Genomic DNA, 26,413 nt, shown 5'->3' on the forward strand with positions numbered 1-26,413 from the left:
GGCGGGAATGTCTCAGGGCGTGCCGGTGGCGGCACCCATGGCGCGTTCGGCCCGGGCCAGGGCCTCCTGCGCCCGCAGGAGCGAGCCGGATTCCGGGATCGGACGGTTTGCCGAGGTCGGCGGCGCGGGGGCGGCTTCGGCGACCGGGGAAGGCGTGCGGATCTGCTGGGCGGTCGAGAGGGCGGCATCGAGCAGTTCCGCGTCGGCGGCTACGAAATCGGTGCGGTCGAGACTGCGCAGGGCCTCGTAGCCCTCCTCGAAGCGCCCGTCCGCCACGATCAGCGCAGCGCCGCGGTAGAGCCGTGCCTGCGCCGCCGGCCGCGAATCCGGAGCGGCGAGCCCCATTGCCCGCTCGGACGCGAACAAGGCGGTTTCCCGGCGGCCTTGCTCTAGCCCGGCCCGCGCCACGAGCAGGTAAAGGTCACGGCGGCTTTCCGGCTCGATCTCGTCGAGCATCCGCTCCAGGCTGGCGATGCGGGTGCGGTCGCTGTCGAAGTCCAGGCGGGTGAGCGCCCCGGCAAAGCGCTGGCGGAAGTTGCCGGCATAGACCGAGCGGCGGAAGCGGCGCAGGTACTGGATCGCCAGCGCCTCGAAGCGCCGGGCATCTCCGCCCTGTGCGACGACGAAGATCTGGCGACGCAGCGCCCCCTCCTCGACCAGGGTGCCAGGTGCGAGGAGCCGCGCGAGGTCCAGGAGTTCGAGCGACTTCGCGGGCGCCTCGCGCACCATCAGAGCCGATTGCGTCAGCGCGAGTTGACCGGCGAGTCCGGCCGGCATCGTGCGCGGGTCGATGCCGGCGAGCTTGGCCCGCGCCTCCCGCTCGCGACCTTCCAGATAGGCGAGCGCACCGAGCGCCAAGGGCTGCTCCGCCTCCGGCGCCTTATCGGACTTGAGCAGCACCCGCAGAGCCGCCGGCCCGCCGCCCGCGAGCGCGAAGGTGACGGCGGCGCGCACGTTCTCCGGCTCCGTCCAGATCTCGGGGTTGAGCGCGATCAGCCGCTGCTCGATATGGCCGAGGAGCTGGCGCTGCGCGAGATGTGCCTGGGTCGAGCCGCGGGCGATGCGGTCCTGCAGGAGCTGGAGCGTGCGTGTCAGTTCGACCGGCAGGCCATGCGCCTTCACCGGCAACGGTTCGATCGCTTTCGCCGGGGCGCCGTGCCCGTCATGGCCGCCGTGCTCGTCTGCGGCATGGCTGTCCGCAGGCGGCGCGTGGGCGTCACCGTGCTCTGCCGCCGGGGCCGGGACGGCGGCGAGGGACACCGCGAGCGCGGCGGCTGCGACGGAGCGAAGTCCGGATGCGAGCCGGCTCGCGGCGGCGGCGCGGCTGAACCGGGCGAGAAGGTGCCTCGGAGTCATCCAAAACATCATTCCGGCAAGCCCCGCAGGAGGATCTCGATGCGGCGGTTCTCGGCGGCTTTGGGGTCGGCGGCGATGCGCGGCTGGCGGTCGGCATGACCCTCGATGCGCTCGATGCGCGCCTCGTCGAGACCGCCGCGCACGAGCATGTAGGAGGCCATCTGCGCCCGGGCCGAGGACAGGCGCCAGTTGTCGTAGGTCTCGGAGCGGAACGGACGGCCGTCGGTATGGCCGCGCACGACGATGCGGCCGGGGCGGCTGTTGAGGATCTTGGCGATGCGCTCCAGCGCCCTCACCACCTTCGGCGTCGGCTCGGCCGAGCCGATCCCGAACATGCTGAAATTGATCTCGTCGGTGATGCTGATGAGAACGCCCTCGCCGGTGCGGCGCACCTCGACCTGCGGCGCGGGCGCGCTGTTCGGCAGCGTCGGCAGGGCCCGGGCGATCTCGGCTTTCAGCGCGGAAAGGGCCGCGGTCTCGGCCGCCTTCGCGGCTTGGTCGGCCCCTGTCGGCGGCTCCTTCACCGGAGGCGCCTCCGCTTTGGCGACGCGCGTCGGCTCGAGCTGGGCCGGCTTCGTCTCCATCTGCACGGCTTTGGTCTCGGGCATGGCCGCTTCCGCCACTGCTTCCGCAACGGGCTTCGCCGTGTCGGCTGGTTTGAGGGCTGCCTCGAGCGGCATCGGCTCGGCGGAGGCGAGCTTCACGCCGGCCTGCCGCATGGCGTCGCGCAGGCTCTGACGGGCGATCTCCTTCGAAGTGTCCTTCGGCGGATTGTCCTTTTGCGGTTCCTTCCCCTTGACGGCCGTGCCGGTCTGGGCGCGCGCGTCGAGGCGCGCCTCGGCCGGGGCGGCGGCGGCGGTGTCGAGGGCGCCGGGATTGTCGGTGCGCTGGCGCGGCAAGGCGGCCACCTGCCAGTAAAGCGGGTCGAACGGGTCGCGCCCGGTCTCACCGCCTGTGACGCCCGGCTGGCCGGCTTCGAGCGCGCTCGCATCGGCACTCGCGGCCTCCGGCCCGACGGCCTCGGTCTCCGCGGCGAGCTTGGCGAGGATGGCGTAGGGGTCCTGGAACAGGGCGGATTCGCGGGCGCGGCTGCCCGGCGCGCCCGCCGCGTCGCCCTTGCCGTCGGCGCTGCCGCCGTCACCCTTGCCCTTGCCGGATGGGGCCGGGTCGTTGGGCGCATCCTGCGGGTCGTTCACGCCCTTTCGGTCGTGGGTGACCTCGGCGAGCTTCACCGGGTTGAAGTACTCGGCGATGGTCTGCTTCTGCTCCTTGCTGGTGGAGTTGATCAGCCACATCACCAGGAACAGCGCCATCATCGCCGTCATGAAGTCGGCGAGCGCGATCTTCCAGGCGCCGCCGTGATGGCCGTCTTCGTGGTCGCCGTGGCGCTTGATGATGATGATCTCTTGGGCGTGCTCAGACATCTCACGCCTCCGTGGCCGCCGCGGCGATCAGGCGGCTCCAGGCCGCAAGTTCGGTCTCGATCACGGTGTCACCCGCGCTCACGCTTACCTCCGGCCCGTCATTCGCCTCGAAGGCGATGCCGGCCGCGAGCCCGCCGAGCCGGGCGGACAGGGAGGTGATCAGGTCTTCGGGCCCGCGCACCCGCACGGCCGGCTGCTGCGGCTCGGCCAGGATGCGCTTGAGGGTAGCGCCGAGTTCGTCCAGGGCCCGCCGCTGCAGCGCCTGGCCCAGAACAGGCGCGATCAGCCGCGCGACGCGATCCGACAGCGCGGTGTCGAGCGCCTGCATCGCCGCAGTGAACCCGACAGCGAGGGTTTCGCCCTGCGCTTCGGTCCAGACACGGCGAGCCTGCGCCAATCCCTCCTCGAACAGGGCCTGCTGTGCCTCGCGCTCGAGCATGGCTTGGGCCGCAGCTTCGGCCAGCGCCTCAGCGCGGCCTTGGTCGCGTCCTCGCGCCTCGGCGGCGGCGATCAGCGCCTCGCGATCCTCCACCGGCCGCGCCACTGCGGCGGCACGGGGCAGGATCGGTTCGATTTCGGGCTCAGACTCGGACTCGAGCGAGGCCGGGACCCCTGTGGCGGGGGGCCGGACCGGATCCGGTGCGAGAGCAGGTGTGCGGAACCACGTACCCGAGAAATCCGGCTCGACGGCGGCCGCCGCGGGGGGCGGAGGTGCGGAGAAATCCGGAAGGTAGCGGGCGATCACCGCGTCCATCATGCCGGCTCCTCACGCATGAGCCAGCGCTTGAGGACGGCCGCGACCTGCTCCTCGTCGATGTCGATGAGCTGCTCCAGCCGCTTCTGCGGCGAGCGGGCCATCTTATCCTCCAGCTCTTCCAGCAGACCGGCGACGCCGGGCGCTGGGAGCTTGGCCGTCTCGCTCGCGCCGGTGGCGCCGGGAAGCGCGGTGCCCGGTGCGGCGAGCGCCGCCGTACCGTCGGCGGCGATTCCTCCGGCAAGGGCGAGTGCGCCCTCGGGGCCGGCGAGCGCCGCGACCTCGCTCTGGGCATTCTCCGGCGTCGCCAGGATCGCGCGCAGGGCCGGGCGCAGTCCGAACCAGATCAGGAGGCCCGCCACGACGAGGATCGTCGCCGCGTTGATGAGCGTGCCGGACTGCTTCATCATCACGTCGGTGACCGAGAGCGGCGGCACCGGCTCCAGCGGCTGGCCGTCGTTGACGAAGCCCACCGCCGCGACCTTGATCGTGTCGCCGCGCTCCTTACTGAAGCCGGCGGCCGAGCCCACCAACTCCTCGATCTCGGCGATCTGCTTGTCGAGGCCGGCCTTGTCCTCGGGACCCGCGAGCGCGGTCAGCCGCGAGCGGTTGACCAGCACCGCGACCGAGAGGCGGCGGATGGCGTAGCCGTCGCTCACCGTCTGGATCGTCTTCTGTGAGATCTCGTAGTTGGTGAGGTCTTCCTTCTTCGAACTCTCGTTGCTCGATTGGTCGTTGCCGTCCGAGCGGGTGCGCTGGTCGGGCAGGTTCTCCTGGGCGCTGGTCGGGCGCTGGCTGTTGCGGTTCTGAGAGTTCTCGTTCTCGCGCACGGAGCGCACCGAGCGTTCGACACGCTGGTCGGGGTTGAAGATCGTCTCGTTGGTGCTCGTCTTGTCGGTGTTGAGTTGGGTCGCGACGCTGACCTCGAAATTTCCGACGCCGAGATAGGGCGCGAGCGTGCGGCGGATGTTGTCCTGCATCTCGCGGCTCACCGACTTCTCCAGCGTCGCCATCTTGCCGGTCGGCGCCGTGCCGGCGTCGTCGCCCGCGAGCAGCACCGTGCCCTCCGAGCCGATCACGGTGACGCGGTCCGGCTTCATGCCCGGAATCGCCGAGGCGACGAGCTGGCGGATCGCCTGGGCTCCGGACACGTCATCGGCAGGCTCGGTGCGCACCACCACCGAGGCGGAGGCCGGCTGCTGGTCGCGGCGGAACGAGCCGCGGTCGGGAAGCACCAAGTGGACGCGGGCGGCGCGCACGCCCTTCATGCCCTGGATCGTGCGGGCGATCTCACCCTCCAGCGCACGCACGCGGGTCACCTCCTGCATGAAGGAGGTCATGCCCAGCGAACCCAGATCGTTGAACAATTCGTAGCCGGACTTGGAGCTCTGCGGCAGGCCCTTCTCGGCGAGCAGCATTCGCGCCTGCGCGGTGTGGCCGAACGAGACGAGCACCGCCGTGCCGTCGGACGACACGTCGAAGGGAATACCGTTGTCCTTGAGCACGCCGCCGATGCGTGACACGTCCTCGCGCGACAGCCCCGTGTAGAGCGTCTCCTGCGCCGGGCGACTGAGATAGTAGGCGCCGATGCCGACGCCCAGAAACACCAGAAGGCCGACCAGCCCGAGGGCGATCAGCCGCCTCGCGCCGAGATCGACGATGTTGCTCCACAATCTCTCGGCTTGCTCGCGACCGAACATCCCCGGACCGACCCCGTTGGCGACCTGACACGCGTCGCCAGCCTGTCTGAGGGGTCAGCCTTGCGCGGGGATTGCGACGCAATGCGCCTTTGTGTGGGACACAGTGGTGAGCCGTTGATGATCGATGATGGATCGGACGAAGCCTGGATGGCCCGGGCCCGGCCGCTCGGCCCGTTCCTGTGCGATGCCGCCTTCCGCATCGCCGACAGCCTCTATGTCGGTCCCGACGACGACATCGGTCCGGACGAATGGGAGAGGCTGCGGGTGCCCCTCGACCCGCCGGACCTGCCGTTCCGGGTGCCCCGTCTCGCGGCGGCGATCGATCTGCCGGGCCGAGAAGCGGCTCTGATCGCCTATTACGAGAGGCTGGTCGCCGCAGCGCGACAGCACGACAAGCCCGCGGCCCTGGCCAGTCCGTTCCCGTACTTCTCGGTGACGCCGCTGCTAATGGAAGCCGACCGGCCGGTCGTCGCCTTCCCCTGGACCGACGATGTGCCGCAGACCACCGCGATCCTGACGGCGCTCGCCGGCACCAGGGCCGACGGCGTGATCTGGGACGAGATCGACCAGGGCTGGTTCATCCGCATCCTCATCCGCGACGGGACGCTGTTCATCGCCGAGGGCGATCCGGATGAGGGGCCGGACGTCGTGGTCCGCGCCGATGCGGGTGCGGCCGCCGCTCAGGCCGCCGCGGCGCTGGCGCGCCTGAGGGCGCTGCACGCGCAGCTGATCCGGGTCATCGGACGCGATCTCTGGTCCTTTGCCGGGTGACCGGCCGAGTCGCCGACCCATCACCATGCCGGCCGCCCTGATGGCCGGCGCTGCACTCTTCCGGTTGCTGCGTCTTATCCGGCCCGCTCACCGCCCAGACCCGCACTCCGGAAAAACGACCGCACCGGTCCGCCGACCGGCGCGGGATTCACTTGAAAGACGCGGTTCGTTCTGCCCGTTCAGGATGGGATCGGTTCGCCGATCCCGCGAGAGGCACCCATGACGAAGCTTCTTGAACGGGCCATGGAGAGCGCGCAGGCCCTTTCCGCCGATCTCCAGGACGAGATCGCGCGCCTCGTCTTCGCCTATGTCGGCGGAGACGATGAGGTTCTCACGCTGACGCCAACCGAGGAGGCTGACTTGCTCGAGGCCCGAGCCGAGATGGAACGGAGCGATTTCGCGACCCAGGAAGAGGTGAGCGCCGTGTTCTCCAAGTACCGGGTCCCGTGAGCAACCCACCGCGTCTGCCGCTTCGCTTTCAGCGACGGGCGCATTCGCAGATCGACGCGGCGGTCGGCTACGTCCGCATCTCGGTACCAGGACCTCGGTGCGCGGGGCGCGCCGCGTTTTCCTGACGTCCTACCCTTACCTGATCGATTATCACCTCGGCGAGGAAATCATCGTGCAGCGGTTTCGTCACACGGCCCAGCGGCCTGTCGAGTAATCGAAGAGTTGCCCAGCGCTTCAGAAGAACGATCGCACCAAGCCGCTGACCAGCAGGTTCCAGCCGTCGATCAGGATGAAGAACAGCACCTTGAACGGCAGCGAGATCACCGTCGGCGGCAGCATCATCATGCCCATCGACATCACGATGGTGGAGACGATGATGTCGATGACAAGGAAGGGCAGCACGATCAGGAAGCCGATCTCGAAACCCCGGCGCAGCTCGGAGATCATGAAGGCCGGAATCAGGATGCGCAGGTCGACCTTTTCACCGGCTTCCGCCTTCGGGAAGTTGCGGCTCGCCAGGTCCGTGAAGGTCTGAAGGTCCTTCGGGCGCACATGCTGGGACATGAACTCGCGGAACGGTTCGACGATCTTGCCGAACGCCTCCTCCTCGCTGATGCGGTTCTCCTGCAGCGGCTTGACGCCCTCGTTCCAGGCGCGATCGAAGGTCGGCGCCATGACGTAGAAGGTCATGAACAGCGCAAGCGAGACGAGGAACAGGTTGGCCGGCGTGCTCTGTAGGCCGAGCCCCGAGCGGAGGAAGGAGAAGGCGACGGCAAAGCGCGTGAAGCTCGTCACCATCACCAGCAGGCCCGGCGCCAGCGACAGCACGGTGAGGAGCGCGACAAGCTGGATGATGCGCCCCGACGCCGCCCCGTTGCCGGGGGGCAGCAGCGCATCGAGGCCGGGCACGCCGGTGACGCCGCCGGGCGACGCGCCCTGCGCCAGAGCGGCGGTGGCGGACAGACCCAGGAAAGCCGCAGCCAGCGTCAGGCGCCGAACCATCCGCCCGCTCATTGCACCACCAGCGATTCGACGATGAGCTCGCGCACCGCTCCCTTGGTGCGAATCGCGACGCGCTCGTTGAGGTCCTCGCGCAGGTGCTGCAGGCCGTTGGCGCCCTCGATCTGCGCCATCGAGAGTGTGCGCAGATAGGCCAGCGCATCGGCACGGATCTCGGCGAGCGTCACATCGGGGTTCGGCAGGCCCCCGGTCTTGAACACGACCGAGGATTCGATGCGCACCCAGGAATCGTTCGGCTCGGCGAGGTTGGCCACCACGGAGCCGACGCTGCGCAAGCTCAGATCTCCGGTGTAGTTCAGCACCTTCACGGCCTTGTCGGCCTCCTCACGCTTCTTGAGGTCGACCGACTTCTCGACGCTGCCGAGCAGGTAGACGCCGAGCCCGCCCCCGGTCCCGACGGCGACAAGGGTGACGAGCGCGAGCGCCCCGATCCAGCCCTTGCCGCCCTTCTTGCTGTCCTTCGCGTCCGCCATGCTCGCCCCCGTCAGAACGGTGCCACGGTCTCGAAGACCTGCTGGCCCAGTGTCGGGTTCTGCACGTCGGTGAGGCGCCCGCGCCCGCCGTAGGAGATGCGGGCCTCGGCGATCTTGTCGTAGTCGATGGTGTTCTTGCGCGAAATGTCGCGCGGCCGGACGATGCCGGCGACGTTGAGCACGCGGACCTCGTTGTTGACCCGCACTTCCTGCGAGCCCGAGATCACGACGTTGCCGTTGGGCAGCACCTCGGTGACGACCGCCGCGACCGAGAGGCTGAGCGACTCCTTGCGGTCGATCGAGCCCTGACCCTTGGTCTCGGTCCCGGAGCGGATCCCGGTATCGGCGGTGGCGGAATCCTTGAGACCCGAGACGCCGTAGCCGAAATCGAATCCGAGGAAGCTCTTCTGGCTGCGCTCACGTTCGGTGGCGTTGTCGAATTGCGCCTTGTCGTTGATGGCGATGCTGACCGTGATGACGTCGCCGACGTCACGGGCGCGCGGATCCTGATAGAGCGCGGCGCTCGCCGGGCTCCACGTCGAGTGGTAGCTGTGGCGCCCGGCCAGGGCGCCGAAGGTGGTCGGCAGGGGCTCGCGCGGTGCGTTGAGCCCGGTACCGATCGGCGTCAGCACAGGGGGACGGCCGAGGCGGTCGAGGTCGCTCTGGCAGGCACCGAGCGAGAGGGCCAGCGCGGCCGCGACCGCGTGGGGGGAAAGGCGCATCACGACCTCTGGTTCTTCTTCACCGCGGGCGCGTTCGCGTCCTTGCGGCCGGATTCCGTCATGGCGCGGGCAAGGCCGGCGGCGCGGGCCGCCTCCATTTCCGTGAGGATGGCACTCGCCGTGCGGGCGTTGAGCTTGGTCAGCAGGGCGGCGGCGGCCTCGTCGGGCATGTTGGCGAGCTGCAGCGCCGCCGCGTCCGGCCGCATCTTGGCGTAGACCGCAACCACGCTCTCGTCGGCCTTGGCGAGGAACTCGTTGCGGCGCTTGAGCCACGCCTCGTATTCGGCCCGCTTCTCTTCGAGGAGCTTGATACGCTCCTCGACCTGCCGCTCCATCGCCGCGAGTTGCTCCTTCTGCCACGCGAAGCGGGCATCGGCGGCGGCATCGGCGATGTTGGCGCAGTAGCCGGTCTTGGCCGGCTCCTTCGCGACGAAGTCCTGGGCGGATACGTCTTTCGGAGCGTCGCGGGCGGCGAGCGCGCGCATCGCCGCTTCCTTGGCAGGGTCGGCATGCTCGCCGCCGGCGGCGAGAGCGGCTCCGCCTAGCGCGAGCCAGCACAATGCGATGTGCAGCGTCGACTTCATCACTGCACCACGAGCTCCGCCTGAAGGGCGCCAGCGGTCTTCACCGCCTGCAGGATCGCGATGATGTCGGTGGGCTTCAGCCCGACTTGATTGAGCCCACGCACCAGCGTCTGGAGGTCGGAGCCGCCGAGGATGGCCAGCTTGCCGCGCTCCTCCCGCGCCGATACCTCGGTCCGCGGCACCACGACGGTCTGGCCGTTGGAGAAACCTTCGGGCTGCGACACCTCCGGCGCCTCGGTGACGCGGACCGTGAGGTTGCCGTGCGTGACTGCGACGGTGGAGATCGTCACGTTGCGCCCGATCACGACGGTGCCGGTGCGCTGGTCAACGACGACGCGGGCCGGCGTGTCGGGCTGGATCGTCAGGTCGCCGATCTGTGCGACAAGCCGGGTCTGGGCCCTCTCGCGCCCGCGCATCACCACCACGCTGCGCTGGTCGCGGGCGCTGGCGATGCGCCGGCCGAAGGCACCCATCGACCACGCATTGATCGCGTCCGAGATCTGGATCGCGGTCTTGAAGTCGGGGTTCTTCAGCTCGAACACCAGTTCGGGCAGGTCGCGGAAGGTGCCGGGCACCTCGCGCTCGATCAGCGCGCCGTTGGGGATGCGGCCCGCCGTCGGCACCCCTTGCGTCAACTGGTCGGCCTGCCCCTGTACCGAGAAGCCGGAGACCGCGAGCGGCCCCTGCGCCGCGGCATAGACGAGGCCGTCTCCGCCGGTGAGCGGTGTCATCAGCAGCGTACCGCCGCGCAGCGACGTCGCGTCGCCCATGGACGTGACGGTGACGTCGATGCGCGAGCCGGTGCCGGTATAGGGCGGCAGGTCGGCGGTCACCATCACGGCGGCGATGTTGCGAGTGCGCAAGCGCGCGTCGCGCACGTTGATGCCGAGCCGATCGAGCAGCGATTGCAGCGATTGCTCGGTGAACTGCGCGTTGCGCAGGGTGTCGCCCGTGCCCTGGAGACCGGTGACGAGGCCGTAGCCGAAGATCTGGTTGTCGCGCACGCCCTTGAGCGTCGCGATGTCCTTGATGCGGGTACCGCCGGCGAAGACCGGCCCGGTCATGACGGCGAAGCCGAGGCCGGTGAGCAGGCCCAGCAGGACGGCGAGGAGCAGGCGGCGGGTCATTGCGCGCCGATCCGGATGCGGCCGTCGGCCATCACCGTGCCGAGGATGACGCGGTTGGTGTCGGTGTTGCGCACGCGGATTGTCTCGCCGAGCCCTCCGTTCTGGAGAGGGGCGCCCACAGCGGTGATGACGAGGCCGTTCTCCTCGAAGATCATTTGCGTCGGCGCCCCACGGCTCACGAGGCGGGGATCGTCCACGGCGTTGACCGGCACCGGCTCGCCGGGCAGCAGCATCCGCCGCGCGGTGCGGCCGGCGATCGCGGCGGAGGCATCAATGACGGCCGTGCGTGCCCGGTAAGTTGCCGGATAGGCCTGCATCCGCAGCATCGATTCCTTGATCGTGTCGCCGGGATAGATCGTGACGGTGGGCACCGGCAGCATGAGTTCGGCATTCGCCATGCCCTCGGCGGCGCGCGCCGGTGCGGTATGGACTGAGCCGGCAGCGAGGACGGCGAGCATGAGGCCGCGGACGAGGGTCTTGCGGGGCATGGGACATCGCGCCGAAGGAGGAGGGGAAGACGCGCCGGGCTCTAACATTCTGTTTCGCATCATCTTTTCCGAAAGCCGGACGCCACCGTTCGGGATGATGCCTTAGCGGATGCCCTTGGAGACCGTACCTGCCATCTCGTCGGCGGCCTGGATCACCTTCGAGTTCATCTCGAAGGCGCGCTGGGCCGTGATCAGGCTGGTGATCTCTTTCACCGGATCGACGTTCGAACCTTCCAGGTAGCCCTGCTGCAGCCGGCCGTAGCTGACGTCGCCGGGATTGCCGACGACCGGCGCACCGGAGGCCGGAGTCTCGCGGTAGAGGCCGTTGCCGAGCGGCTCCAGGCCGGAATCGTTGGCGAAGTTGGCCAGCGTCAGCTGTCCGATATTCTGTAGCGCCACCTGCCCGTCGATCTTGGCGAAGACCTGACCCGACTCGTTGATCGTCACCTGGGTGGTGTTGGCTGGGATCAGGATCGCCGGATCGACGGCGTAACCTTCCATAGTGACGAGCTGGCCGGCGTTGTTCTTGTTGAACGAGCCGGCGCGGGTGTAGTTGATCTCGCCCGCGGGGCTGGTGATCTGGAAGTAGCCGCGCCCGTTCACCGCCAGATCGAGCTGGTTGCCGGTATTGGCGAGCGACCCCTGCCGGTGCAGGTTCCGGATTGCGGCGGCACGCACGCCCAGGCCCAGCATCGCGCCCTCCGGCACCGCCTCCTGGCCCGCTTGGTTCGGCACGCCCTGCTGCCGCTCGGCTTGATAGAGCAGGTCGGTGAATTCGGCCCGCGCGCCCTTGAACCCTGTGGTGTTCAGGTTGGCGATGTTGTTGGCGATGACTTCGAGATTGAGCTGCTGGGCGGACATGCCCGTGGCAGCGATGGCGAGCGCGCGCATGGCGAGGGATCCTTAAGCGGGCCGATCAGATCGGCATGCGGCTGAGTTCGAGGTAGGCGGCGACGACCTTGTCGCGGATCGCCACCACGGTCTGGAGGCTCTGCTCGGCGGACATCACTGCCTCGACCACCTGCTGAGCGGTCGCCTTGCCTTGGATGCCGGAGATCGCCGTGGCCTCGCCGGTGCGCAGCGCGTCGCGGGCGCTGGACGCAACCTGGGCCATCACGTCACCGAAATCCGTAGGCGCCGCGGGAGCGGTCCCGGCGATGCCGGAGATGGCGGCCGGGCTGAACACGGCCTTCTGGGTCGGCGCGGTTCCGGCGAAGGAGGTGCCAGCGACCTTGTCGAAGGCAGCGAGCGAGTTGAGGGCTTCGATCATCGCGGGCGGCTCTTCAGGACTTCAGGAGATCGATGACGCTGGCGACCATGGCCCGGGCCTGTTTGATGACCTGGAGGTTCGCCTCGTAGGAGCGGTTGGCCTCGCGCATGTCGGCCATCTCGACGAGCATGTTCACGTTGGGCAGCTTGACGTTGCCGTTCTCGTCCGCCGCCGGGTTGGCCGGGTCGTGCTCGGTGCGGAACGGGGCGGTGTCGGTGCCGATCTCGCGCAGGCGCACCGAGGCGACACCCGCCGCCCGGTCGAGTGCGGCCTGGAACGTCACGGTCTTGCGGGCGTAGGGGTCGGCCCCCGGCGTCGCGCCGGTCGACTGCGCGTTGGCGAGGTTCTCCGAGACCACCCGCATGCGCAGCGACTGCGCTTCGAGACCGGCGCTCGCGAGCCGCGAGGCGGAGAGAAGGGGATCAATCATGACCCGCTCCTCACCGCGGCCATCAGCATGCGATGGAACGACTTCACCACCGCCGTGTCGAGGTTGTGCTGGCGCGAGACGTCGCCGGCCTTGAGCATCTCCTGCTCCAGGCTGACCGCGCTCGACGATTGGAGCACCTCCCAAGTCTCGGAAGCCTTGGCTTCGCGCACGGGGATGCGAGCCCCCTGCGCCTCCAGATGGGAGCTGGCGGTGGAGGACATTTCGAGCCCGGTCCGGGCCAGGACCTGAGCGAAGGGCAGTACGTCCCGCGCCTTGTAGTCGGGCGTGTTCGCGTTCGAGACGTTCCCGGCGATGGTGGCCTGCCGCGTCGCGAGATAGCGCGCGTGCTGCGAGGCGAGGTCGAACAGGTAGACGCCGGTTGTCATGGCAACGCCCCCATCCCAAGGGCCCGTGGAGAATCGCGAAACGCGGGTTCACTCGGACGGTGAGGCCTGCGTCGGATGGGAGGTTTAGGTAGGCAATCTTGCACGAGGCTGGCTCGTGCCTTGACAGGGATCGCCCTGACGGTAGCGCCTGCGGGTGATGGACCAGATCGATGAGCAGGCCGGTGCGGCGGCCCCCGACGCGGACGGCGGCGCCGATGGTGCCGGCTCTCTCCTGCCGGCCGCTTGCCGCTACGCCGGGGGCGCCGGGCCGGGCGGACGCGAGGGGCTGCACCGTATCGCGCCCAACAACCGCTTCTCGCGGGTGGGATTGCGTTTTTCCGATCTCTCCTCCGGCACCTGGGCCTGCCTGCAATTCGGCATCGCTTTCGACGAGGGTGAGGAGTCGGCCCTCTCCGTCGATTGCGCCACAGCCGGCTTCGACTTCCTGGCTGCGGACGGGTCCAGCCTCGATCTCGACCACGTGCCGGGCCTGGCTCGCAGCTTGCTCGACCCGCAGGTCGCCTGGATACCGGGGCCGGCGCTCCTCGATGCTGAGCCGTTCCGCATCGCCTTCCGCGTGCCCGATCAGGCGAGCGGCGTCGTGGTCACGTTACGCTCCTGGCGCAACACGGGCGTCGTCACCGTGGCCGACCCGGTGCTGCGCCTCGGCTTGCCCGATCACGGGCCGGGGCCGCGTCGGCGTTCCCTGGCCGGGGAGGGGCTGAGGCTCGGCTACGCCCTTGCCGAGGAGATCGCCCTGGTGCTGCGCGGCCAGATCTACGCCGGGCGGGTCGACGAGCATGCCGCGCGGGTGCGAGTCGTTTACCGGGATCGGGCCGGGGCGGAGATCCCACCGCCCTACGCCAATGCGGTTTCCGTGCCGGGGCTCGGCGCCGTCATCAACCTCTCGGCCCAGCCGCAGGCCCGCCGCTTTACCCTGAGCCTGCGTCCGCCGCCGGGCGCCATGTCCGTCGAACTGGGTTTCGGCGTCTGGGAGGATGCCGAGGATCCACCGGAGGTCGAACTGATCGGCCTGCCCGAACTGGCGCTCGAGGACGACTTCCGTCTCGAGAGCCTGTGCGACGATGACCTTCTCGATGCACCGGCCTTCCTCGCCCGGCTCGCCAACCGGATCGGCCTGCCCGCGGGGGTGCCCGCCTCGTGGCTGGCGGGCTCCGGCGCGGCTGCCGCGCCGATCCTCGCCCAGGCCCGCGAGCTGCGGGCCGGACCGGACCGGAGTGCGCGCATCGAGGGCGACAGCGTGATCCTGAGCCTCGCGGGCCTGCCCGACTGGACCTTGCCCGAGGTGCCCGACTGGCGCGAGGACCCGTTGCGCTCGGTCGCGTGGCGCCTCGCCTACCAGTCGCTGTCCTGGCTGCGGCCGCTCGCGGCGCTTCCAGGCGGCGCGGTCCGCGCCCGGCGCCTCGCCGCCGCGTGGTCGCGGGCCAATCCCTGGGGACAGCCGTCGGACGGGCTGAGCCTGCACCCGTCGGCTCTGGCCCCCCGCGGCGACGTGCTGGCGCGCCTGATTGCGGACGACGACGGTCCCGCCCGCGCCGAGATCGCGGCGGAAGCCGCGCGGCACGGCTTCGCGCTGGCCGAGATCGTCGGGCAGAACACCCTGGCTCGCGCCCTGCACGGCCTCCAGGCGGCCGCCGCCCTCCTCACTATCGCGCGGGCGCTACCCGGTTTCGCCTTCGCCCCGCACTGGGACACGCTCGCCCGCGACAGTCTCACCCACGGCTTCGACGCGCTCCTGCCCGAGGATGGCGCCTTCGCCGAAGCCTCACCCGTCCGGCGCCTCGACCTCCTGAGCCACGGGCGGGCGATCGCCGCCGCGCTCGACGAGACGGAGCCTGGTCCGACGATCCGCCGCCGCGTCGAGGCGGCGCTGCCGGGGTTGGCCGGGCTGCTCGATCGGGGCGGTCGGCTGCCGCCCTTCGGCGACGCGCCCGTCGGCCTCGACCATGGCGGCTGGATCGCACGGCTCTCCTCGTCGGATCGTGACCTCGTGGCGGAACGCGACACGACACCGCTTCCCGAGGGACGCACCACCGGCATGCTCGCGATGCGCCACGACGCGATGGACCGCGGCTGGGGCCATTTCGCCCTCACCTATGCCGCTCAATCACCGCACGGGCATCGCGACTGCACATCCTTCACCTTCGCCACTGGTTCGCGGCGCTGGATCGTGGAGGGTGGCGGCGCAGACGGCGTCGAGGTCGGCTCGGCACGCCATCACCTGCTCTCGGCCCGCGCGCACAACGTCGCCATTCCGGATGGGTGCGAGACGGTAGCCGGCTCAGGAACGCTGACGGCGCATGTGGCGCTCGACGGCGCAGAGGCCCTGAGGCTCGCCACCACGGTGCACGGGCCTGATTACGCCCATGCCCGTATCTTTCTCGTGCTCGACGATCTGGGTGGAATGGCGGTCATCGACCGCTTCGCGCGGCCGGGACGTACGCTGTCCTTCGAGGGGCGGCTGCATCTCCTCCCCGACACCCTCGCAGCCCTTGCAAGCCCCCGCCGGGCTCTGGCCCAGCAGGAGGGACGGCGCCTGGAGTTCTTCGCCGTTCCGCTGAGAGGGCAAGCGGCCGGGATGGAGGCCACCATCGGCCGCAACGACCGGCCGCACGCGATGCAGGGTTTCTGCGCGACGGGAGCGGGCGGGCTGAGGCCGATTCCGGTGCTGCGCTACGCCTTCACCGGCCGCGACACGGTCTGCGGCGGCGTCGTCATCGCCGCGGATGCGGGGGCGGAGCAGCGGCTCGTGCGGCTGCTCGCTGACGATGCGGTGCGGCGGTTGGTGGAGGTGTGAGAGGCCAGCGGCACTTCGTTGGAGCGAGCGCGATACGATGGGCATGAATCGCTCGCATTGTTCGGCCGCGGCAACCCCGCTAAAATAGCATAAAGTGCTACATTCTGGTCCGGTGAGGGTGCTGCGATGACATCAAGCTACACGTTGGGAGACCACTACGAACGGTTCGTGAAGGGACTTGTCGCGAGTGGCCGCTACGCCTCCGCCAGCGAGGTCGTGCGCGACGGGCTGCGGCTGATGGAGGAGCGCGAGCAGACTCGAGCCGGCAAGCTGGAAGCCTTGCGCCGAGACATACAGGACGGCCTCGACAGCGGTTCGGTCGAAGGGCTCGACATGGATGCCATCAAGACGGAGGCGCGTGCCCGGCGACGCGCCAGAAACAAAGACGCCGCGCATGGCTGACGTCGTTCGTCGGCCCCTTGCCCGCCAGGATCTCCTCGACCTCTGGGACTATATCGCCGACAGGGATGAGACCGCAGCCGACGGCGTCCTCGATCGGATCGAAGCTGTCTTGGCGATGCTGGCCGACAATCCCGAGGCTGGGCGCCTTCGAGCGGAATTGTTCGAGAACCTACGAAGCTTCCCCGTGGGGAGCTTCGTGCTGTTCTACGTCCCGAAGCAGTCCGGGATTGAGCTGGTACGCGTCCTCAGCGGGTATCGCGACATCGGACGCGATGACTTCGAAACCTGAGCGAACCCCTCAGAACCCGGCGCTGATGACGGCGACCGCCCGGTCGATCGACAGGTAGAACACGCCGAAGGCCACCATCGCCGCGGCGGCGAATTCCAGGGTCTGGTTCGGCAGGGTCTGGAAGCGGCGCATGGTCTCGCGGCCGAAATAGGCCGACGCCCAGGCGAGCGTCAGCACGGCCGGCATTACGAACAGATAGGAAAGCGTGCTCTCGATCCGCACCGGTCCGGCCGGGTCGATCAGCGCGCGGATGTTGCGCACCCACGGCGCGGAGGCCGCGGCGTAGAGCGTCGTCAGCCAAGCAAGGCTGACCGCCACGCCGAGGTGGAAGGTGAACAGGCGATGCAGGCGCGAAAAGTCGTCGCGCGCGTCGTCGAGCGTCATCCGGCAAGCCCCCAATGATACCGGCCGCTGATTCTTGTCCGATCCGGCCATGAACCAGGAGATGAGGGGCAAGGTGGGGTTTTTTGTGACACGGGGACGGCGGCGCTTGGGCCGCCGTCCATCGACGGATTACGCGACCGTCTCGGGCCGGTTCTCGCGCATCAGCTTCACGAAGCGCTCGAACAGGTAGTGGCTGTCCCGCGGGCCCGGCGAGGCTTCGGGGTGGTGCTGCACCGAGAAGGCCGGACGATCGGTGAGCGAGAGGCCGCAATTCGAGCCGTCGAACAGCGAGACATGAGTCTCGACCGCGGTCTCCGGCAGGCTCTTGGGATCGACCGCGAAGCCGTGGTTCATCGAGACGATCTCGACCTTGCCGGTGGTGTGGTCCTTGACCGGATGGTTCGCGCCGTGGTGGCCCTGGCCCATCTTCACCGTGCGCCCGCCGAGCGCGAGGCCCATGAGCTGGTGGCCGAGGCAGATACCGAAGGTCGGCACCCGCTCATCCAAGAGCTTCCGGATCACAGGCACCGCGTACTCGCCCGTCGCGGCCGGGTCGCCCGGGCCGTTGGAGAGGAACACGCCGTCCGGCTTCAGCGCCAGGATGTCCTCGGCCTTTGTGGTGGCCGGCACCACGGTGACGTCGCAGCCGGCCTCTGTCAGGAGGCGCAGGATGTTGCGCTTCACGCCGTAATCGATGGCCACGACCTTGAGGCCCTGGCCCGGCGCGCGCGAGCCGTAGCCGCCCTTCACCGCCCATACGGTTTCGGTCCAGGCCGTGGTCTCGCGGGAGGTCACCGGCGGGACGAGGTCGAGGCCCTCCATCGGCGCGAGCGCGGCGGCACGCGCCTTCAGGGCCTCGCGGTCGAACTTCCCTTCGGGGTCGTTGGCGATGACGGCGTTCGGCATGCCGCGGTCGCGGATCAGCGCGGTCAGCGCTCGCGTGTCGATTCCGGTGATACCCACGATCCCGCGAGCCTTGAGCCAGCCGTCGAGATGCGAGGAGGAGCGCCAGTTCGAGGGCTTCGTCACCGCCGAGGCGATCACCGCGCCTCGCACGCCGGAGGCCGGCGCCGCCTCGAGGCTTTCCAGGTCCTCGTCGTTGGTGCCGACATTGCCGATATGCGGAAAGGTGAAGGTGACGATCTGCCCGGCATAGGACGGATCGGTCAGAATCTCCTGATAGCCCGTCATCGCCGTGTTGAAGCAGACCTCGCCGTCGGCCACACCGATTTGACCGATGCCGAAGCCTTCGAGCACGGTACCGTCGGCGAGGACGAGCAGCGCCGTCACCAGGGGCTCATTCCAGGGTTCCGGGTTCGTGCGCGTGGGATCGGCGCGCAGGGTCGCGGGTTCGTCTTGCAGCATGGGTCCGATCCGGCTTATGTCCGCCGCCTCGCGCGGCCGCATAGTCGGGCCGCGGGGCAAGGCGATCTCTCGCGGGGCTCATAGCGAGCCGGCCGCGCCCGGGTCAATCTGGGCGCGGGAGCAGCCCTGCGCAATGCCCTGGACAAGCAGGGCAGCCGCGCCAAAACATCTGACTGGAGTTCGATCATCATGCTGCGCGCGCGCATCACCTCCGAGATGAAGGAGGCCATGAAGGCCGGCGAGAAGCAGAAGCTCTCGACGGTGCGTATGATCCAGGCAGCCCTCAAGGATCGGGACATCGCCGCCCGCGGCGAGGGCAAGGGCGAGACGAGCGAGGAGGAGATCCTCGCGCTCCTCCAGAAGATGATCAAGCAGCGGCAGGAGGCCGCGGGCGTCTACGAGCAGGGCGGGCGGCCGGAACTCGCCGAGAGCGAGCGCGCTGAGGCCCAGATCATCCAGACCTTCCTGCCGCAGCAGCTGGATGAGGCCGAGACCCGCACCGCGATCGCAGACGCTATCGCCGAAACGGGCGCTGAGAGCCCGAAGGACATGGGCAAGGTGATCGGTGCGCTGAAGGGCAAGTATACCGGCCGGATGGATTTCGGCCGCGCGAGCGCACTGGTGAAGGACGCGCTCGCCGGAAAGTAGTCCCCACTGCTACGCCGGCCCTGCGTCGATCCGCGTCCGAAAGATCGCGTAGGGCGGCTCCTGCCGGTCGATGCCGTCGTTGTGCTCCGGGCGGCGGTTGGCATGGGCCGATGACAGGTGGAGCCAGCCGTCGCCGGTGATCCAGAACGTGTCCGGCCAGATCAGGCGCGGGTCAGTGGCGAGGACCTCGATCCGGCCGTCCGGGTCGCGGCGGCCGATGCCGTAGAACTCCTGCAGGCTGAGATAAATCCGGTCGCGGGAATCGGCGATGAGCCCACCGGATCGGAAACACCTCGCCCGCGGTGAACACCGTCTTCTCGTCGAAGCGGGGCATGAACAGGAACATCCGGCCCTCGGCGGAGAGCGTTAGCCCGGTCGGCGTCGTCGGCGCCTGTGCCGTGACGATGAGGTCAAGGACACTGTCCGGCTCGGTCGCCGGTTGTGCGAGGACCGGCCGCGTCGCTATCCTCCGTGCGACGGCGAGAGAGGCGGCGCCGACGCGCAGCATCCGGCGTGCGACCCCGATCGTCGTGGCCGGCTCCTCACGTGCGGGTTGTCGCGCCGCGGACCTTGGTCTCGACGGCGAGCACCCGCTTCCCGGCACAGAGAAACAGCCGACGACCGTCCGGACCACCGAAGGCGATGTTGGCGCAGGGACCTTCGGTCGGAATGTGTCCGACCGGGCGGCCGTCGGCCGACCAGATTCGCACGCCATCGCCGGTGCCGGCATAGACGCGGCCACCGGTGTCGACCTTCAACCCGTCCGGAACGCCTTTCGATACGGTGGCGAAGACGCGCTCGTTCGAGAGTTGCCCGTCCGAGACGTCGAAGGCGCGGATCCGGCCCGGGGCGCCTTCGCGCGTGCCCGATTCGCTGACGTAGAGAATGCGCTCGTCCGGCGAGAAGGCGAGCCCGTTGGGCTGCACGAAACGATCCGTGGTGACCGTGAGCGACCCGTCGGGCGCGCGACGGAAGACGAAGCGGCCCTTCTGCTCGGAGGGGCGCGGGATTCCTTCTTCGGCCTGATCAATGCCGTAGGTGGGATCGGTGAACCAGATGGCGCCGTCGCGGGCCACCACGGCGTCGTTGGGAGAATTGAGCCGCCCGCCGTCGTAGCGTTCCGCCAGCACGGTGATCGCGCCGTCGGTCTCTCGCCGCACGACCCGCGATGTGCGGTGCTCGCAGGTGATCAGGCGGCCTTCCGCATCGAGGGTGTTGCCGTTGGCGTTGTTGGACGGCTCGCGAAAAACCTCCGCGCGGTCGTCCTCGCGAATCAGCATCATCCGGTTGCGCCGCACGTCGCTGAAGACGAGGCCGCCGAGCGCGGGCAGCCAGACCGGTCCCTCGCACCATTCCCCTTCGTCGTAGAGAGTTTCCACCCGAGCCGCCGGGTCCAGCACCGCCGAAAGAGGGTCGGCGGCGCGTACGTGCGGGGCCAAGGCGGTGAGCAGGGCGAGGCCGAGGAGGGGGCGGCGGGGCAAGCCGCGGCAGAGAACAGGAAGCGATTCGGTCATCGGTCCGCAAACGCGCCTTGCCCGCGAAGGCTCCGGCTCGACCCGCTCCCGCGCATCCTTCCGAGATACCAAAATCGATCGTTCAGGTTGAAAAACGTGTGGAAGGATAGAAGGATCGGACCATCGGTCTTCAGCCGCGACCGGCCGGGGCGCGGGTAACTAAATCGATGATCCGGCAACTGTTTTCGTGTCGGCGGCCACTCAATTTCAACGCTGCACCGGACCGGCGATTAAGGCATATACCGAATTACACGTTGCCGGTGCCGCTCGGATTATGATCAGATTTCCTGGTTTTCGAGTTGTCGTGCTCCTGGATATGCTGCGCGCACGGTAACCGCTATGGGGTGGCGTGAAATGCCTCTCTTCTACACGATGTCTGATTGGATCCCACAAAGCCTGGGGTGCTTGATCTCAGACTTGCGCGGGTTCGGGGGCATCAATAAGTGGGCGGATATCGCCTCGATACTTCTCAGCGTGATTCTTCCAATCGGAATATTTCTCGGTATCTGCAACATTCGTATCGCTAGGACCGCGGAGATAGCAAACCTGGGTAATCTGTTTGGATTTTCCAAAGAAAATAATCGCTGCTTCGTCGTCCCATCTTACGACATCATTCATTCCCGCTACAATGCCGCGTGGTCGTGGGAGGAGTTATTTTCCTCAGCTTTACAGTATTCTTTTCCTGTTTCCATATTCGTGGCGCTGAGTTTTATCGGCTTCGAGGCGGCGTTCTCGGATCAAATTTCAGATTGCGTTGGCACCAAGCAGAGCCCGCTGGTCAATCCCGACGGAACCTTGCTAGGATCTCTCGTCTATACGTTTTTCGGAGCCTATCTCTGGTCGATCAGTCACCTGATCAGACGTATGGCCAACTACGATCTCTCTCCGATCTCCTTCTTCCAGGCCGTACTCCACCTTCTGCTGGCAGTTTTCGTCAGCGCAGCCATCTGGCACGCTCACCTGTTCCATCGTGGCGGTGCCAATTTCCTTGTCTTGACCGCCTTCATCATCGGCTGGTTCCCGGATCTGTTTCTCGGGATGCTCGCCGCGAAGTTTCCCTGGCTTGCCTTGAAGAAAGTCAGTCCGGAGACCTCGCTCCTGCGTGAGGATATCCCGCTCGATACAATCCTCGGCATCGACTCGTTCATCAAGCTGCGCCTGAATGAACATGAGATCATGGATGTGCAGAACCTCGCCACCGCGAATCCGATCAAGATCGCGATCGAAACTCCCTACGGATTGCTGGAGGCGGTCGATTGGGTGGCGCAAGCCCAACTGATCCTCGCCGTGGGGACGGCCAACGTGGTCGAGTTGCGCAAGTACAACATCCGGACGGTGTTCGACCTCGAACGTGCGACGCGGAATCCCGCGATCAGTCGGCAGCTCCTCGCGATTTTGACCAGCGTGGCTCGGCGTGAGACACGCCCCGACTTCGATCGCAGAAATGCCGCTCGGGCGGAACGGCCTGAACAGGACGCTGCTCAGCAGCCTCAAGGACCCGTGACCACGAACCACGACCCGCGTGAGCCGAAAGTGGCGAACAGCGAACCGTCGCTCAACCTCGACGATGAATTCGCGGCCTTCGTCAGCTTCGTCCGCGACGACCTGCACGTGCGTCGCCTGCGGCAGATATGGGACATCCTGAACCGGCATTTCGACGCGCGCTGCCCCGCGTCGTCGACGGCGCCCGCTGCCGCGAAGGCCGGTGATCAGTGACAGTGATGCGGCGTGTGCAGGCAGGCTGACGATGAGCCGCCTAAGCAATCCGAGCTGTGACCGGACCGGGGAGCCAACCGCCTCGGCGAGGAGAGAAGAGATTCGATTAAGCCCGTTCGGCTAGGATACACGGCTCGGACGTCGCCCCTGTCCCATCTCAGCGCGATCAGAGCCCCCGTGCGCTACCCGCCCCACATTCTCGAAGAGATCCGTGCCCGTGTGCCCACCTCCGAGGTGGTCGGCCGGCGGGTGCGGCTGAAGAAGGCCGGCCGCGAGTGGCGCGGCCTGTCGCCGTTCAATTCGGAGAAGACGCCCTCGTTCTACGTGAACGACCAGAAGCAGTTCTACCACTGCTTCTCCTCCGGCAAGCACGGCGACATCTTCAAGTTCGTCATGGAAACGGAAGGCTTGAGCTTCCCCGAGGCCGTCGAGCGATTGGCCAGCGAGGCAGGCGTCGCCCTGCCGAAGATGACGGTCGAGAGCGAGCAGGCCGAGGAGCGGCGCAAGGGCGCGCTCGAAGTGATGGAACTGGCCGCCGCCTATTTCGAGGAGCAGTTGCGAGGGCAGGCGGGCGGCGAGGCGCGGGCCTATCTCGACCGGCGGGCCTTGGGTGAGGCGACGCGCAAAACGTTCCGGCTCGGATACTCCCTGCCCGGACGCTACGCCCTGCGCGACTACCTCGCGGGCAAGGGCGTCGATCGCGACCTGATGCTGGAACTGGGCCTGCTCACTGCGCCCGAGGGGGTGAACGTCCCCTACGACAAGTTCCGCGACCGGATCATGTTTCCCATCCTCGACATCCGCGGCCGGGTCGCCGCCTTCGGCGGCCGGGCGATGCAGGCGGACGCCAAAGCGAAGTACATGAACTCGCCGGAGACGCCGCTCTTCCACAAGGGCCGGATGCTCTACAACCTTCATGCCGCACGGAAAGGCGCGCACGACCGGAACCGGATCATCGCTGTTGAGGGCTATGTCGACGTCATCGCCATGACGCTTGCCGGCTATCCTGAGACCGTGGCCCCCCTCGGCACGGCGCTCACCGAGGATCAGCTCGCCCTGCTCTGGCGCCACGCCGATGAGCCGATCCTGTGCTTCGACGGCGACGGGGCAGGCCAGCGCGCCGCCTTCCGGGCGCTCGACGTGGCCCTGCCGATGCTGGAGCCCGGCAAGTCCCTGCGCATCGCGATGCTGCCGCAAGGCCAGGATCCCGACGACCTGATGCGATCTGCAGGTCCCTCGGCGATCGAGGCGGTGCTCTCGGGCGCGCGACCGCTCGTCGAGATGCTGTGGGCCCGCGAGGCCGAGGCAGCCACCCTCGACACGCCCGAGCGCCGGGCCGGGCTTGCCCGGACTCTGAGGGAGGCGGTGGCCGGCATTCGCGACGAGACCGTGCGCCGCTTCTATCGCGACGATATCGAGGAGCGGCTTCGAGGGCTGTCCGGGGGAGGCGGTGGAGGCTATGCGGGCGGACGGTCGGAGCGTGCGGCCGGTGGCCGTCCCACAAGCTCGCGTGGCGTCGGGTTTCAGCGCCGGCCGCGCCCCGGCGACCCGCCCCCATCACCGCGCATCACCACCGGCTTCAACCCGCTCCTGAAGGCAGCGGCACTCGTGCCGGCAGCCGGCGGGCGTGCGGCCAAGCGCGAGGCGATGATCGTCATGAGCCTGCTCGCGCACCCGGAACTGCTCGGGATCGAGGAGGAGGCACTCGCAGCCCTGGAACTGGTCAACCCGGATGCCAGCGCATTGCGCACACTTCTGCTCGACCGGGCGGCGGAGGCCGGCACGCCGGAAGCCGAACTGATGGAGGCGCGCCTGCGCCGGGCCGGGCTCGAAGAAGCGCATGCCCGCCTGCTCGCCCTGGTCAGTTCCGGCGACCGCTGGATGCTCGATCCAAATGCCGACCCACTGCGCCTTGAACAGACGCTGCATCAAGCGGTGATCTTGCACAGGCAGTCGGGAGCGCTACATAGCGAACTCCACCAAGCTGAGAGAGCTCTTGCCGAGGATGGGTCCGAGGCCAATTTCGCTTGGCTGTGCGACGTGCAGCAGCAATTGGCAGTGATCGCCGCGGCCGAGGCGGAAGCGGAGGTCTCTCAGGAGGAATGAATTCGTGCCGGCGTGACCGACGGGTGACGGCGGCGGGCAGCCGACTTGGTTAACGGTCGGTCAACGCACGGCAAGTTAGAGCGGATGCAACGAGAATCGGCGCAGGCACTCGACAAGCGCGCCATTCCACGACATTGCGACGGGTCTTTCGCGGAGCGCGCGGGCTCAGCCTGCGGCGCCGCCACGAGAACAATAGGCTGAGCATGGCAACGAAGGCAACCGAGCGGGACGATGCGGACGCCGCCCAGGACCAACCGACGGACGGCCCGCTCCTTGACCTGACGGATGCCGCCGTCAAGCGGATGGTCAAGCTCGCGAAGAAGCGCGGCTACGTCACCTACGAAGAGATCAACGAAGTTCTCCCAGACGGTCAGGTCGACGGCGACCAGATCGAGGACGTGCTCGCGCAGCTCGACGATATGGGAATCCGCGTGGTCGAGGCGGAGGAATCCGAGGAGACCGCGACCGAGGCCAAGGCCAACGGCGAGGCTTCCGAGGAGGAGGAGAGCACGGAGGGCGGCGAGGTCGCCGAGACCTCCGGCTCGCGTGCCGTCGCGGTGGCGACTCCCACCACCCGTGAGCCCACGGACCGCACGGATGATCCCGTGCGCATGTATCTGCGCGAGATGGGCTCGGTCGAGCTGCTCTCGCGCGAGGGCGAGATCGCGATCGCCAAGCGTATCGAGGCCGGGCGCGAGGCGATGATTGCGGGTCTCTGCGAGAGCCCGCTGACTTTCCAGGCGATCATCATCTGGCGCGACGAGCTCGTCGACGGCAAGGTGCTCCTGCGCGACATCATCGATCTCGAGGCCACCTACGCCGGCCCCGACGCCCGCGGCGCGCCGCAGGCCGGCGAAGCGGAGGAGAGCGAGGAGTCCGAGGAGGGCGAAGGTGCCGTCCCGCCGGAAGGCGGCGACGACGAGGACGACATGGAGAACAACGTGTCGCTCGCGGCTATGGAAGCCGAGATCAAGCCGCGCGTTCTCGAAACCTTCGACAACATCGCCTCGAACTACCGCAAGCTGCGCAAGCTCCAGAACGAGGAGACCGACCTGAAGGCCGGCGGCGGCACGGTCACCACCGCCCAGACCAAGAAGCAGGCCGAGCTGAAGGACATCGTCGTCACCGACGTGAAGTCGCTCTCGCTCAACGCTAACCGCATCGAGGCGCTGGTCGAGCAGCTCTACGACATCAACAAGCGCCTCATCTCGCATGAGGGCCGGCTGATGCGCGCGGCCGAGCACCACGGCGTCGCCCGCGATGAGTTCCTGCGCCACTACCAGGGCTACGAACTCGATCCGAACTGGATGGACCGCGTTGCCACGCTGGGTGGCAAGGGCTGGAAGAACTTCGTCGAGCGCGGCGGTCGGCAGGTCGCGGACCTACGCGAGCAGATCCTGACGCTCGCCTCCGAGACCGGCCTACAGATCGGCGAGTACCGCAAGATCGTCGCGATGGTGCAGAAGGGCGAGCGCGAGGCTCGTCAGGCGAAGAAGGAGATGATCGAGGCCAACCTCCGCCTCGTGATCTCGATCGCCAAGAAGTACACCAACCGCGGCCTGCAGTTCCTGGACCTGATCCAGGAGGGCAACATCGGCCTCATGAAGGCGGTCGATAAGTTCGAGTACCGCCGCGGCTACAAGTTCTCGACCTACGCCACGTGGTGGATCCGGCAGGCGATCACCCGCTCGATCGCCGATCAGGCCCGCACCATCCGCATTCCGGTGCACATGATCGAGACGATCAACAAGATCGTCCGGACCTCGCGCCAGATGCTGCACGAGATCGGCCGCGAGCCGACGCCGGAGGAGCTGGCTGAGAAGCTGGCCATGCCGCTGGAGAAGGTGCGCAAGGTTCTGAAGATCGCCAAGGAGCCGATCTCCCTCGAAACGCCGATCGGCGACGAGGAGGATTCGCATCTCGGCGACTTCATCGAGGACAAGAACGTCGTCCTTCCGATCGACGCGGCGATCCAGTCGAACCTGCGCGAGACCACGACCCGTGTGCTCGCCTCGCTGACCCCGCGCGAGGAGCGCGTGCTGCGCATGCGCTTCGGCATCGGCATGAACACCGACCACACCCTCGAAGAGGTCGGTCAGCAGTTCTCGGTGACCCGCGAGCGCATCCGCCAGATCGAGGCAAAGGCTCTGCGCAAGTTGAAGCACCCCAGCCGGTCGCGGAAGCTCCGAAGCTTCCTCGACAACTGATCCGGCGTC

General features: G+C 68.1%; 26 protein-coding genes. 9 read left to right on the forward strand and 17 right to left on the reverse strand.

Translation table 11 applies throughout. The annotated features are described in order from the left end of the window. Positions 1 to 12: 12 nt before the first annotated feature. The 4 genes from FHU13_RS20830 to fliF are packed head-to-tail and all read right to left on the reverse strand — an operon-like array spanning position 13 to position 5,234. A complete protein-coding gene (locus FHU13_RS20830) occupies positions 13 to 1,356 on the reverse strand; it encodes a chemotaxis protein (RefSeq protein WP_409518517.1) in 1,344 nt (447 codons plus the stop codon). 8 nt (positions 1,357 to 1,364) lie between these two features. Continuing rightward, complete coding sequence (locus tag FHU13_RS20835) at positions 1,365 to 2,780, reverse strand: MotB family protein (RefSeq protein WP_183437751.1); 1,416 nt, start codon at positions 2,778 to 2,780, stop codon at positions 1,365 to 1,367. Position 2,781: 1 nt separating this feature from the next. Then, the gene (locus FHU13_RS20840) at positions 2,782 to 3,537 is read right to left on the reverse strand and encodes a hypothetical protein (RefSeq protein WP_246714775.1); all 756 of its coding nucleotides are present in this window, start codon (positions 3,535 to 3,537) and stop codon (positions 2,782 to 2,784) included. Beyond that, positions 3,534 to 5,234 carry a flagellar basal-body MS-ring/collar protein FliF gene (fliF, locus tag FHU13_RS20845; protein ID WP_183437752.1) on the reverse strand — a complete coding sequence of 567 codons (1,701 nt, stop codon included), beginning with the start codon at positions 5,232 to 5,234 and terminating at the stop codon, positions 3,534 to 3,536. The genes FHU13_RS20840 and fliF overlap by 4 nt, the downstream gene beginning before the upstream one ends. Before the next feature lie 117 nt (positions 5,235 to 5,351). Here fliF and FHU13_RS20850 point away from each other — a divergent pair, with 117 nt between their 5' ends. Next, positions 5,352 to 6,005, forward strand: a complete 654-nt coding sequence (locus FHU13_RS20850) for a hypothetical protein (RefSeq protein WP_183437806.1) — start codon at positions 5,352 to 5,354, stop codon at positions 6,003 to 6,005. A gap of 219 nt (positions 6,006 to 6,224) precedes the next feature. Continuing rightward, a complete protein-coding gene (locus FHU13_RS20855; RefSeq protein WP_183437753.1) occupies positions 6,225 to 6,455 on the forward strand; it encodes a hypothetical protein in 231 nt (76 codons plus the stop codon). A 234-nt stretch (positions 6,456 to 6,689) separates the two neighbouring features. Here FHU13_RS20855 and fliP read toward each other — a convergent pair whose 3' ends face one another. The 10 genes from fliP to flgB all read right to left on the reverse strand — a co-directional run bounded on the left by fliP (position 6,690) and on the right by flgB (position 12,955). Then, on the reverse strand, positions 6,690 to 7,457 hold the full coding sequence (gene fliP, locus FHU13_RS20860; protein ID WP_183437754.1) for a flagellar type III secretion system pore protein FliP: 768 nt from the start codon (positions 7,455 to 7,457) through the stop codon (positions 6,690 to 6,692). A gap of 8 nt (positions 7,458 to 7,465) precedes the next feature. Beyond that, a complete protein-coding gene (locus FHU13_RS20865) occupies positions 7,466 to 7,948 on the reverse strand; it encodes a flagellar basal body-associated FliL family protein (RefSeq protein ID WP_183437755.1) in 483 nt (160 codons plus the stop codon). 11 nt (positions 7,949 to 7,959) lie between these two features. Further along, positions 7,960 to 8,670, reverse strand: a complete 711-nt coding sequence (gene flgH / locus FHU13_RS20870; protein ID WP_183437756.1) for a flagellar basal body L-ring protein FlgH — start codon at positions 8,668 to 8,670, stop codon at positions 7,960 to 7,962. After that, entirely contained in the window at positions 8,670 to 9,254 is a 585-nt protein-coding gene (locus FHU13_RS20875) for a MotE family protein (RefSeq protein ID WP_183437757.1), read from the reverse strand. The genes flgH and FHU13_RS20875 overlap by 1 nt, the downstream gene beginning before the upstream one ends. Further along, complete coding sequence (flgI, locus tag FHU13_RS20880; RefSeq protein WP_183437758.1) at positions 9,254 to 10,381, reverse strand: flagellar basal body P-ring protein FlgI; 1,128 nt, start codon at positions 10,379 to 10,381, stop codon at positions 9,254 to 9,256. Before flgI ends, FHU13_RS20875 begins: the two co-directional genes overlap by 1 nt. Further along, positions 10,378 to 10,869 carry a flagellar basal body P-ring formation chaperone FlgA gene (gene flgA / locus FHU13_RS20885; protein WP_183437759.1) on the reverse strand — a complete coding sequence of 164 codons (492 nt, stop codon included), beginning with the start codon at positions 10,867 to 10,869 and terminating at the stop codon, positions 10,378 to 10,380. The genes flgI and flgA overlap by 4 nt, the downstream gene beginning before the upstream one ends. A 102-nt stretch (positions 10,870 to 10,971) precedes the next feature. Next, positions 10,972 to 11,760 (reverse strand): flagellar basal-body rod protein FlgG, encoded by a 789-nt coding sequence (flgG, locus tag FHU13_RS20890; protein WP_183437760.1) that lies wholly within the window; start codon positions 11,758 to 11,760, stop codon positions 10,972 to 10,974. 25 nt (positions 11,761 to 11,785) lie between these two features. Beyond that, entirely contained in the window at positions 11,786 to 12,139 is a 354-nt protein-coding gene (locus tag FHU13_RS20895; RefSeq protein ID WP_183437761.1) for a flagellar hook-basal body complex protein FliE, read from the reverse strand. 13 nt (positions 12,140 to 12,152) lie between these two features. Continuing rightward, positions 12,153 to 12,569 (reverse strand): flagellar basal body rod protein FlgC, encoded by a 417-nt coding sequence (gene flgC, locus FHU13_RS20900; protein ID WP_183437762.1) that lies wholly within the window; start codon positions 12,567 to 12,569, stop codon positions 12,153 to 12,155. Next, on the reverse strand, positions 12,566 to 12,955 hold the full coding sequence (gene flgB, locus FHU13_RS20905; protein ID WP_183437763.1) for a flagellar basal body rod protein FlgB: 390 nt from the start codon (positions 12,953 to 12,955) through the stop codon (positions 12,566 to 12,568). The genes flgC and flgB overlap by 4 nt, the downstream gene beginning before the upstream one ends. 157 nt (positions 12,956 to 13,112) lie before the next feature. Between flgB and FHU13_RS20910 the strand changes: the two genes are divergently transcribed. The 3 genes from FHU13_RS20910 (at position 13,113) to FHU13_RS20920 (ending at position 16,464) form a co-directional block, all read left to right on the forward strand. Next, positions 13,113 to 15,773 carry a heparinase II/III family protein gene (locus FHU13_RS20910; RefSeq protein ID WP_183437764.1) on the forward strand — a complete coding sequence of 887 codons (2,661 nt, stop codon included), beginning with the start codon at positions 13,113 to 13,115 and terminating at the stop codon, positions 15,771 to 15,773. A 126-nt stretch (positions 15,774 to 15,899) separates the two neighbouring features. Continuing rightward, positions 15,900 to 16,175 carry a type II toxin-antitoxin system ParD family antitoxin gene (locus tag FHU13_RS20915; RefSeq protein ID WP_183437765.1) on the forward strand — a complete coding sequence of 92 codons (276 nt, stop codon included), beginning with the start codon at positions 15,900 to 15,902 and terminating at the stop codon, positions 16,173 to 16,175. Then, positions 16,168 to 16,464: a type II toxin-antitoxin system RelE/ParE family toxin gene (locus tag FHU13_RS20920; RefSeq protein WP_183437766.1), complete on the forward strand. Its 297-nt coding sequence runs from the start codon at positions 16,168 to 16,170 to the stop codon at positions 16,462 to 16,464. The genes FHU13_RS20915 and FHU13_RS20920 overlap by 8 nt, the downstream gene beginning before the upstream one ends. Positions 16,465 to 16,473: 9 nt before the next feature. Here FHU13_RS20920 and FHU13_RS20925 read toward each other — a convergent pair whose 3' ends face one another. Together FHU13_RS20925 and carA are read right to left on the reverse strand one after the other, a co-directional pair. Continuing rightward, positions 16,474 to 16,848, reverse strand: a complete 375-nt coding sequence (locus FHU13_RS20925) for a hypothetical protein (protein ID WP_183437767.1) — start codon at positions 16,846 to 16,848, stop codon at positions 16,474 to 16,476. Between the two features lie 129 nt (positions 16,849 to 16,977). After that, positions 16,978 to 18,213 carry a glutamine-hydrolyzing carbamoyl-phosphate synthase small subunit gene (carA, locus tag FHU13_RS20930; RefSeq protein WP_183437768.1) on the reverse strand — a complete coding sequence of 412 codons (1,236 nt, stop codon included), beginning with the start codon at positions 18,211 to 18,213 and terminating at the stop codon, positions 16,978 to 16,980. A gap of 189 nt (positions 18,214 to 18,402) precedes the next feature. Between carA and FHU13_RS20935 the strand changes: the two genes are divergently transcribed. Further along, positions 18,403 to 18,861: a GatB/YqeY domain-containing protein gene (locus FHU13_RS20935; RefSeq protein ID WP_183437769.1), complete on the forward strand. Its 459-nt coding sequence runs from the start codon at positions 18,403 to 18,405 to the stop codon at positions 18,859 to 18,861. Between the two features lie 542 nt (positions 18,862 to 19,403). Here the strand turns inward: FHU13_RS20935 and FHU13_RS20940 are convergent. Next, the gene (locus FHU13_RS20940; protein ID WP_183437770.1) at positions 19,404 to 20,375 is read right to left on the reverse strand and encodes an SMP-30/gluconolactonase/LRE family protein; all 972 of its coding nucleotides are present in this window, start codon (positions 20,373 to 20,375) and stop codon (positions 19,404 to 19,406) included. A gap of 354 nt (positions 20,376 to 20,729) precedes the next feature. Between FHU13_RS20940 and FHU13_RS20945 the strand changes: the two genes are divergently transcribed. The 3 genes from FHU13_RS20945 (at position 20,730) to rpoD (ending at position 26,404) form a co-directional block, all read left to right on the forward strand. After that, entirely contained in the window at positions 20,730 to 22,091 is a 1,362-nt protein-coding gene (locus tag FHU13_RS20945; protein ID WP_183437771.1) for a hypothetical protein, read from the forward strand. Positions 22,092 to 22,268: 177 nt separating this feature from the next. Then, positions 22,269 to 24,197 (forward strand): DNA primase, encoded by a 1,929-nt coding sequence (gene dnaG / locus FHU13_RS20950; RefSeq protein WP_183437772.1) that lies wholly within the window; start codon positions 22,269 to 22,271, stop codon positions 24,195 to 24,197. 203 nt (positions 24,198 to 24,400) lie between these two features. Then, on the forward strand, positions 24,401 to 26,404 hold the full coding sequence (rpoD, locus tag FHU13_RS20955) for an RNA polymerase sigma factor RpoD (protein ID WP_183437773.1): 2,004 nt from the start codon (positions 24,401 to 24,403) through the stop codon (positions 26,402 to 26,404). The last annotated feature ends 9 nt before the right edge of the window (positions 26,405 to 26,413 follow it).

It is taken from the genome of Methylobacterium sp. R2-1 (genome assembly GCF_014191355.1).
Classification (GTDB): domain Bacteria; phylum Pseudomonadota; class Alphaproteobacteria; order Rhizobiales; family Beijerinckiaceae; genus Methylobacterium.

Excerpts from the sequence above, each read along its gene's own strand:
- carA (WP_183437768.1), bottom strand. The coding sequence starts at position 18,213 with ATGCTGCAAGACGAACCCGCGACCCTGCGCGCCGATCCCACGCGCACG.
- FHU13_RS20895 (WP_183437761.1), bottom strand. The coding sequence starts at position 12,139 with ATGATCGAAGCCCTCAACTCGCTCGCTGCCTTCGACAAGGTCGCTGGC.
- FHU13_RS20865 (WP_183437755.1), bottom strand. The coding sequence starts at position 7,948 with ATGGCGGACGCGAAGGACAGCAAGAAGGGCGGCAAGGGCTGGATCGGG.
- FHU13_RS20940 (WP_183437770.1), bottom strand. The coding sequence starts at position 20,375 with ATGACCGAATCGCTTCCTGTTCTCTGCCGCGGCTTGCCCCGCCGCCCC.
- FHU13_RS20855 (WP_183437753.1), top strand. The coding sequence starts at position 6,225 with ATGACGAAGCTTCTTGAACGGGCCATGGAGAGCGCGCAGGCCCTTTCC.
- flgH (WP_183437756.1), bottom strand. The coding sequence starts at position 8,670 with ATGCGCCTTTCCCCCCACGCGGTCGCGGCCGCGCTGGCCCTCTCGCTC.
- FHU13_RS20850 (WP_183437806.1), top strand. The coding sequence starts at position 5,352 with ATGATCGATGATGGATCGGACGAAGCCTGGATGGCCCGGGCCCGGCCG.
- FHU13_RS20875 (WP_183437757.1), bottom strand. The coding sequence starts at position 9,254 with ATGAAGTCGACGCTGCACATCGCATTGTGCTGGCTCGCGCTAGGCGGA.
- flgA (WP_183437759.1), bottom strand. The coding sequence starts at position 10,869 with ATGCCCCGCAAGACCCTCGTCCGCGGCCTCATGCTCGCCGTCCTCGCT.
- fliF (WP_183437752.1), bottom strand. The coding sequence starts at position 5,234 with ATGTTCGGTCGCGAGCAAGCCGAGAGATTGTGGAGCAACATCGTCGAT.
- FHU13_RS20945 (WP_183437771.1), top strand. The coding sequence starts at position 20,730 with ATGCCTCTCTTCTACACGATGTCTGATTGGATCCCACAAAGCCTGGGG.
- FHU13_RS20935 (WP_183437769.1), top strand. The coding sequence starts at position 18,403 with ATGCTGCGCGCGCGCATCACCTCCGAGATGAAGGAGGCCATGAAGGCC.
- rpoD (WP_183437773.1), top strand. The coding sequence starts at position 24,401 with ATGGCAACGAAGGCAACCGAGCGGGACGATGCGGACGCCGCCCAGGAC.
- fliP (WP_183437754.1), bottom strand. The coding sequence starts at position 7,457 with ATGGTTCGGCGCCTGACGCTGGCTGCGGCTTTCCTGGGTCTGTCCGCC.
- flgB (WP_183437763.1), bottom strand. The coding sequence starts at position 12,955 with ATGACAACCGGCGTCTACCTGTTCGACCTCGCCTCGCAGCACGCGCGC.
- flgG (WP_183437760.1), bottom strand. The coding sequence starts at position 11,760 with ATGCGCGCGCTCGCCATCGCTGCCACGGGCATGTCCGCCCAGCAGCTC.
- flgC (WP_183437762.1), bottom strand. The coding sequence starts at position 12,569 with ATGATTGATCCCCTTCTCTCCGCCTCGCGGCTCGCGAGCGCCGGTCTC.
- FHU13_RS20830 (WP_409518517.1), bottom strand. The coding sequence starts at position 1,356 with ATGACTCCGAGGCACCTTCTCGCCCGGTTCAGCCGCGCCGCCGCCGCG.
- FHU13_RS20840 (WP_246714775.1), bottom strand. The coding sequence starts at position 3,537 with ATGATGGACGCGGTGATCGCCCGCTACCTTCCGGATTTCTCCGCACCT.
- FHU13_RS20835 (WP_183437751.1), bottom strand. The coding sequence starts at position 2,780 with ATGTCTGAGCACGCCCAAGAGATCATCATCATCAAGCGCCACGGCGAC.
- FHU13_RS20910 (WP_183437764.1), top strand. The coding sequence starts at position 13,113 with ATGGACCAGATCGATGAGCAGGCCGGTGCGGCGGCCCCCGACGCGGAC.
- flgI (WP_183437758.1), bottom strand. The coding sequence starts at position 10,381 with ATGACCCGCCGCCTGCTCCTCGCCGTCCTGCTGGGCCTGCTCACCGGC.
- FHU13_RS20925 (WP_183437767.1), bottom strand. The coding sequence starts at position 16,848 with ATGACGCTCGACGACGCGCGCGACGACTTTTCGCGCCTGCATCGCCTG.
- FHU13_RS20915 (WP_183437765.1), top strand. The coding sequence starts at position 15,900 with ATGACATCAAGCTACACGTTGGGAGACCACTACGAACGGTTCGTGAAG.
- FHU13_RS20920 (WP_183437766.1), top strand. The coding sequence starts at position 16,168 with ATGGCTGACGTCGTTCGTCGGCCCCTTGCCCGCCAGGATCTCCTCGAC.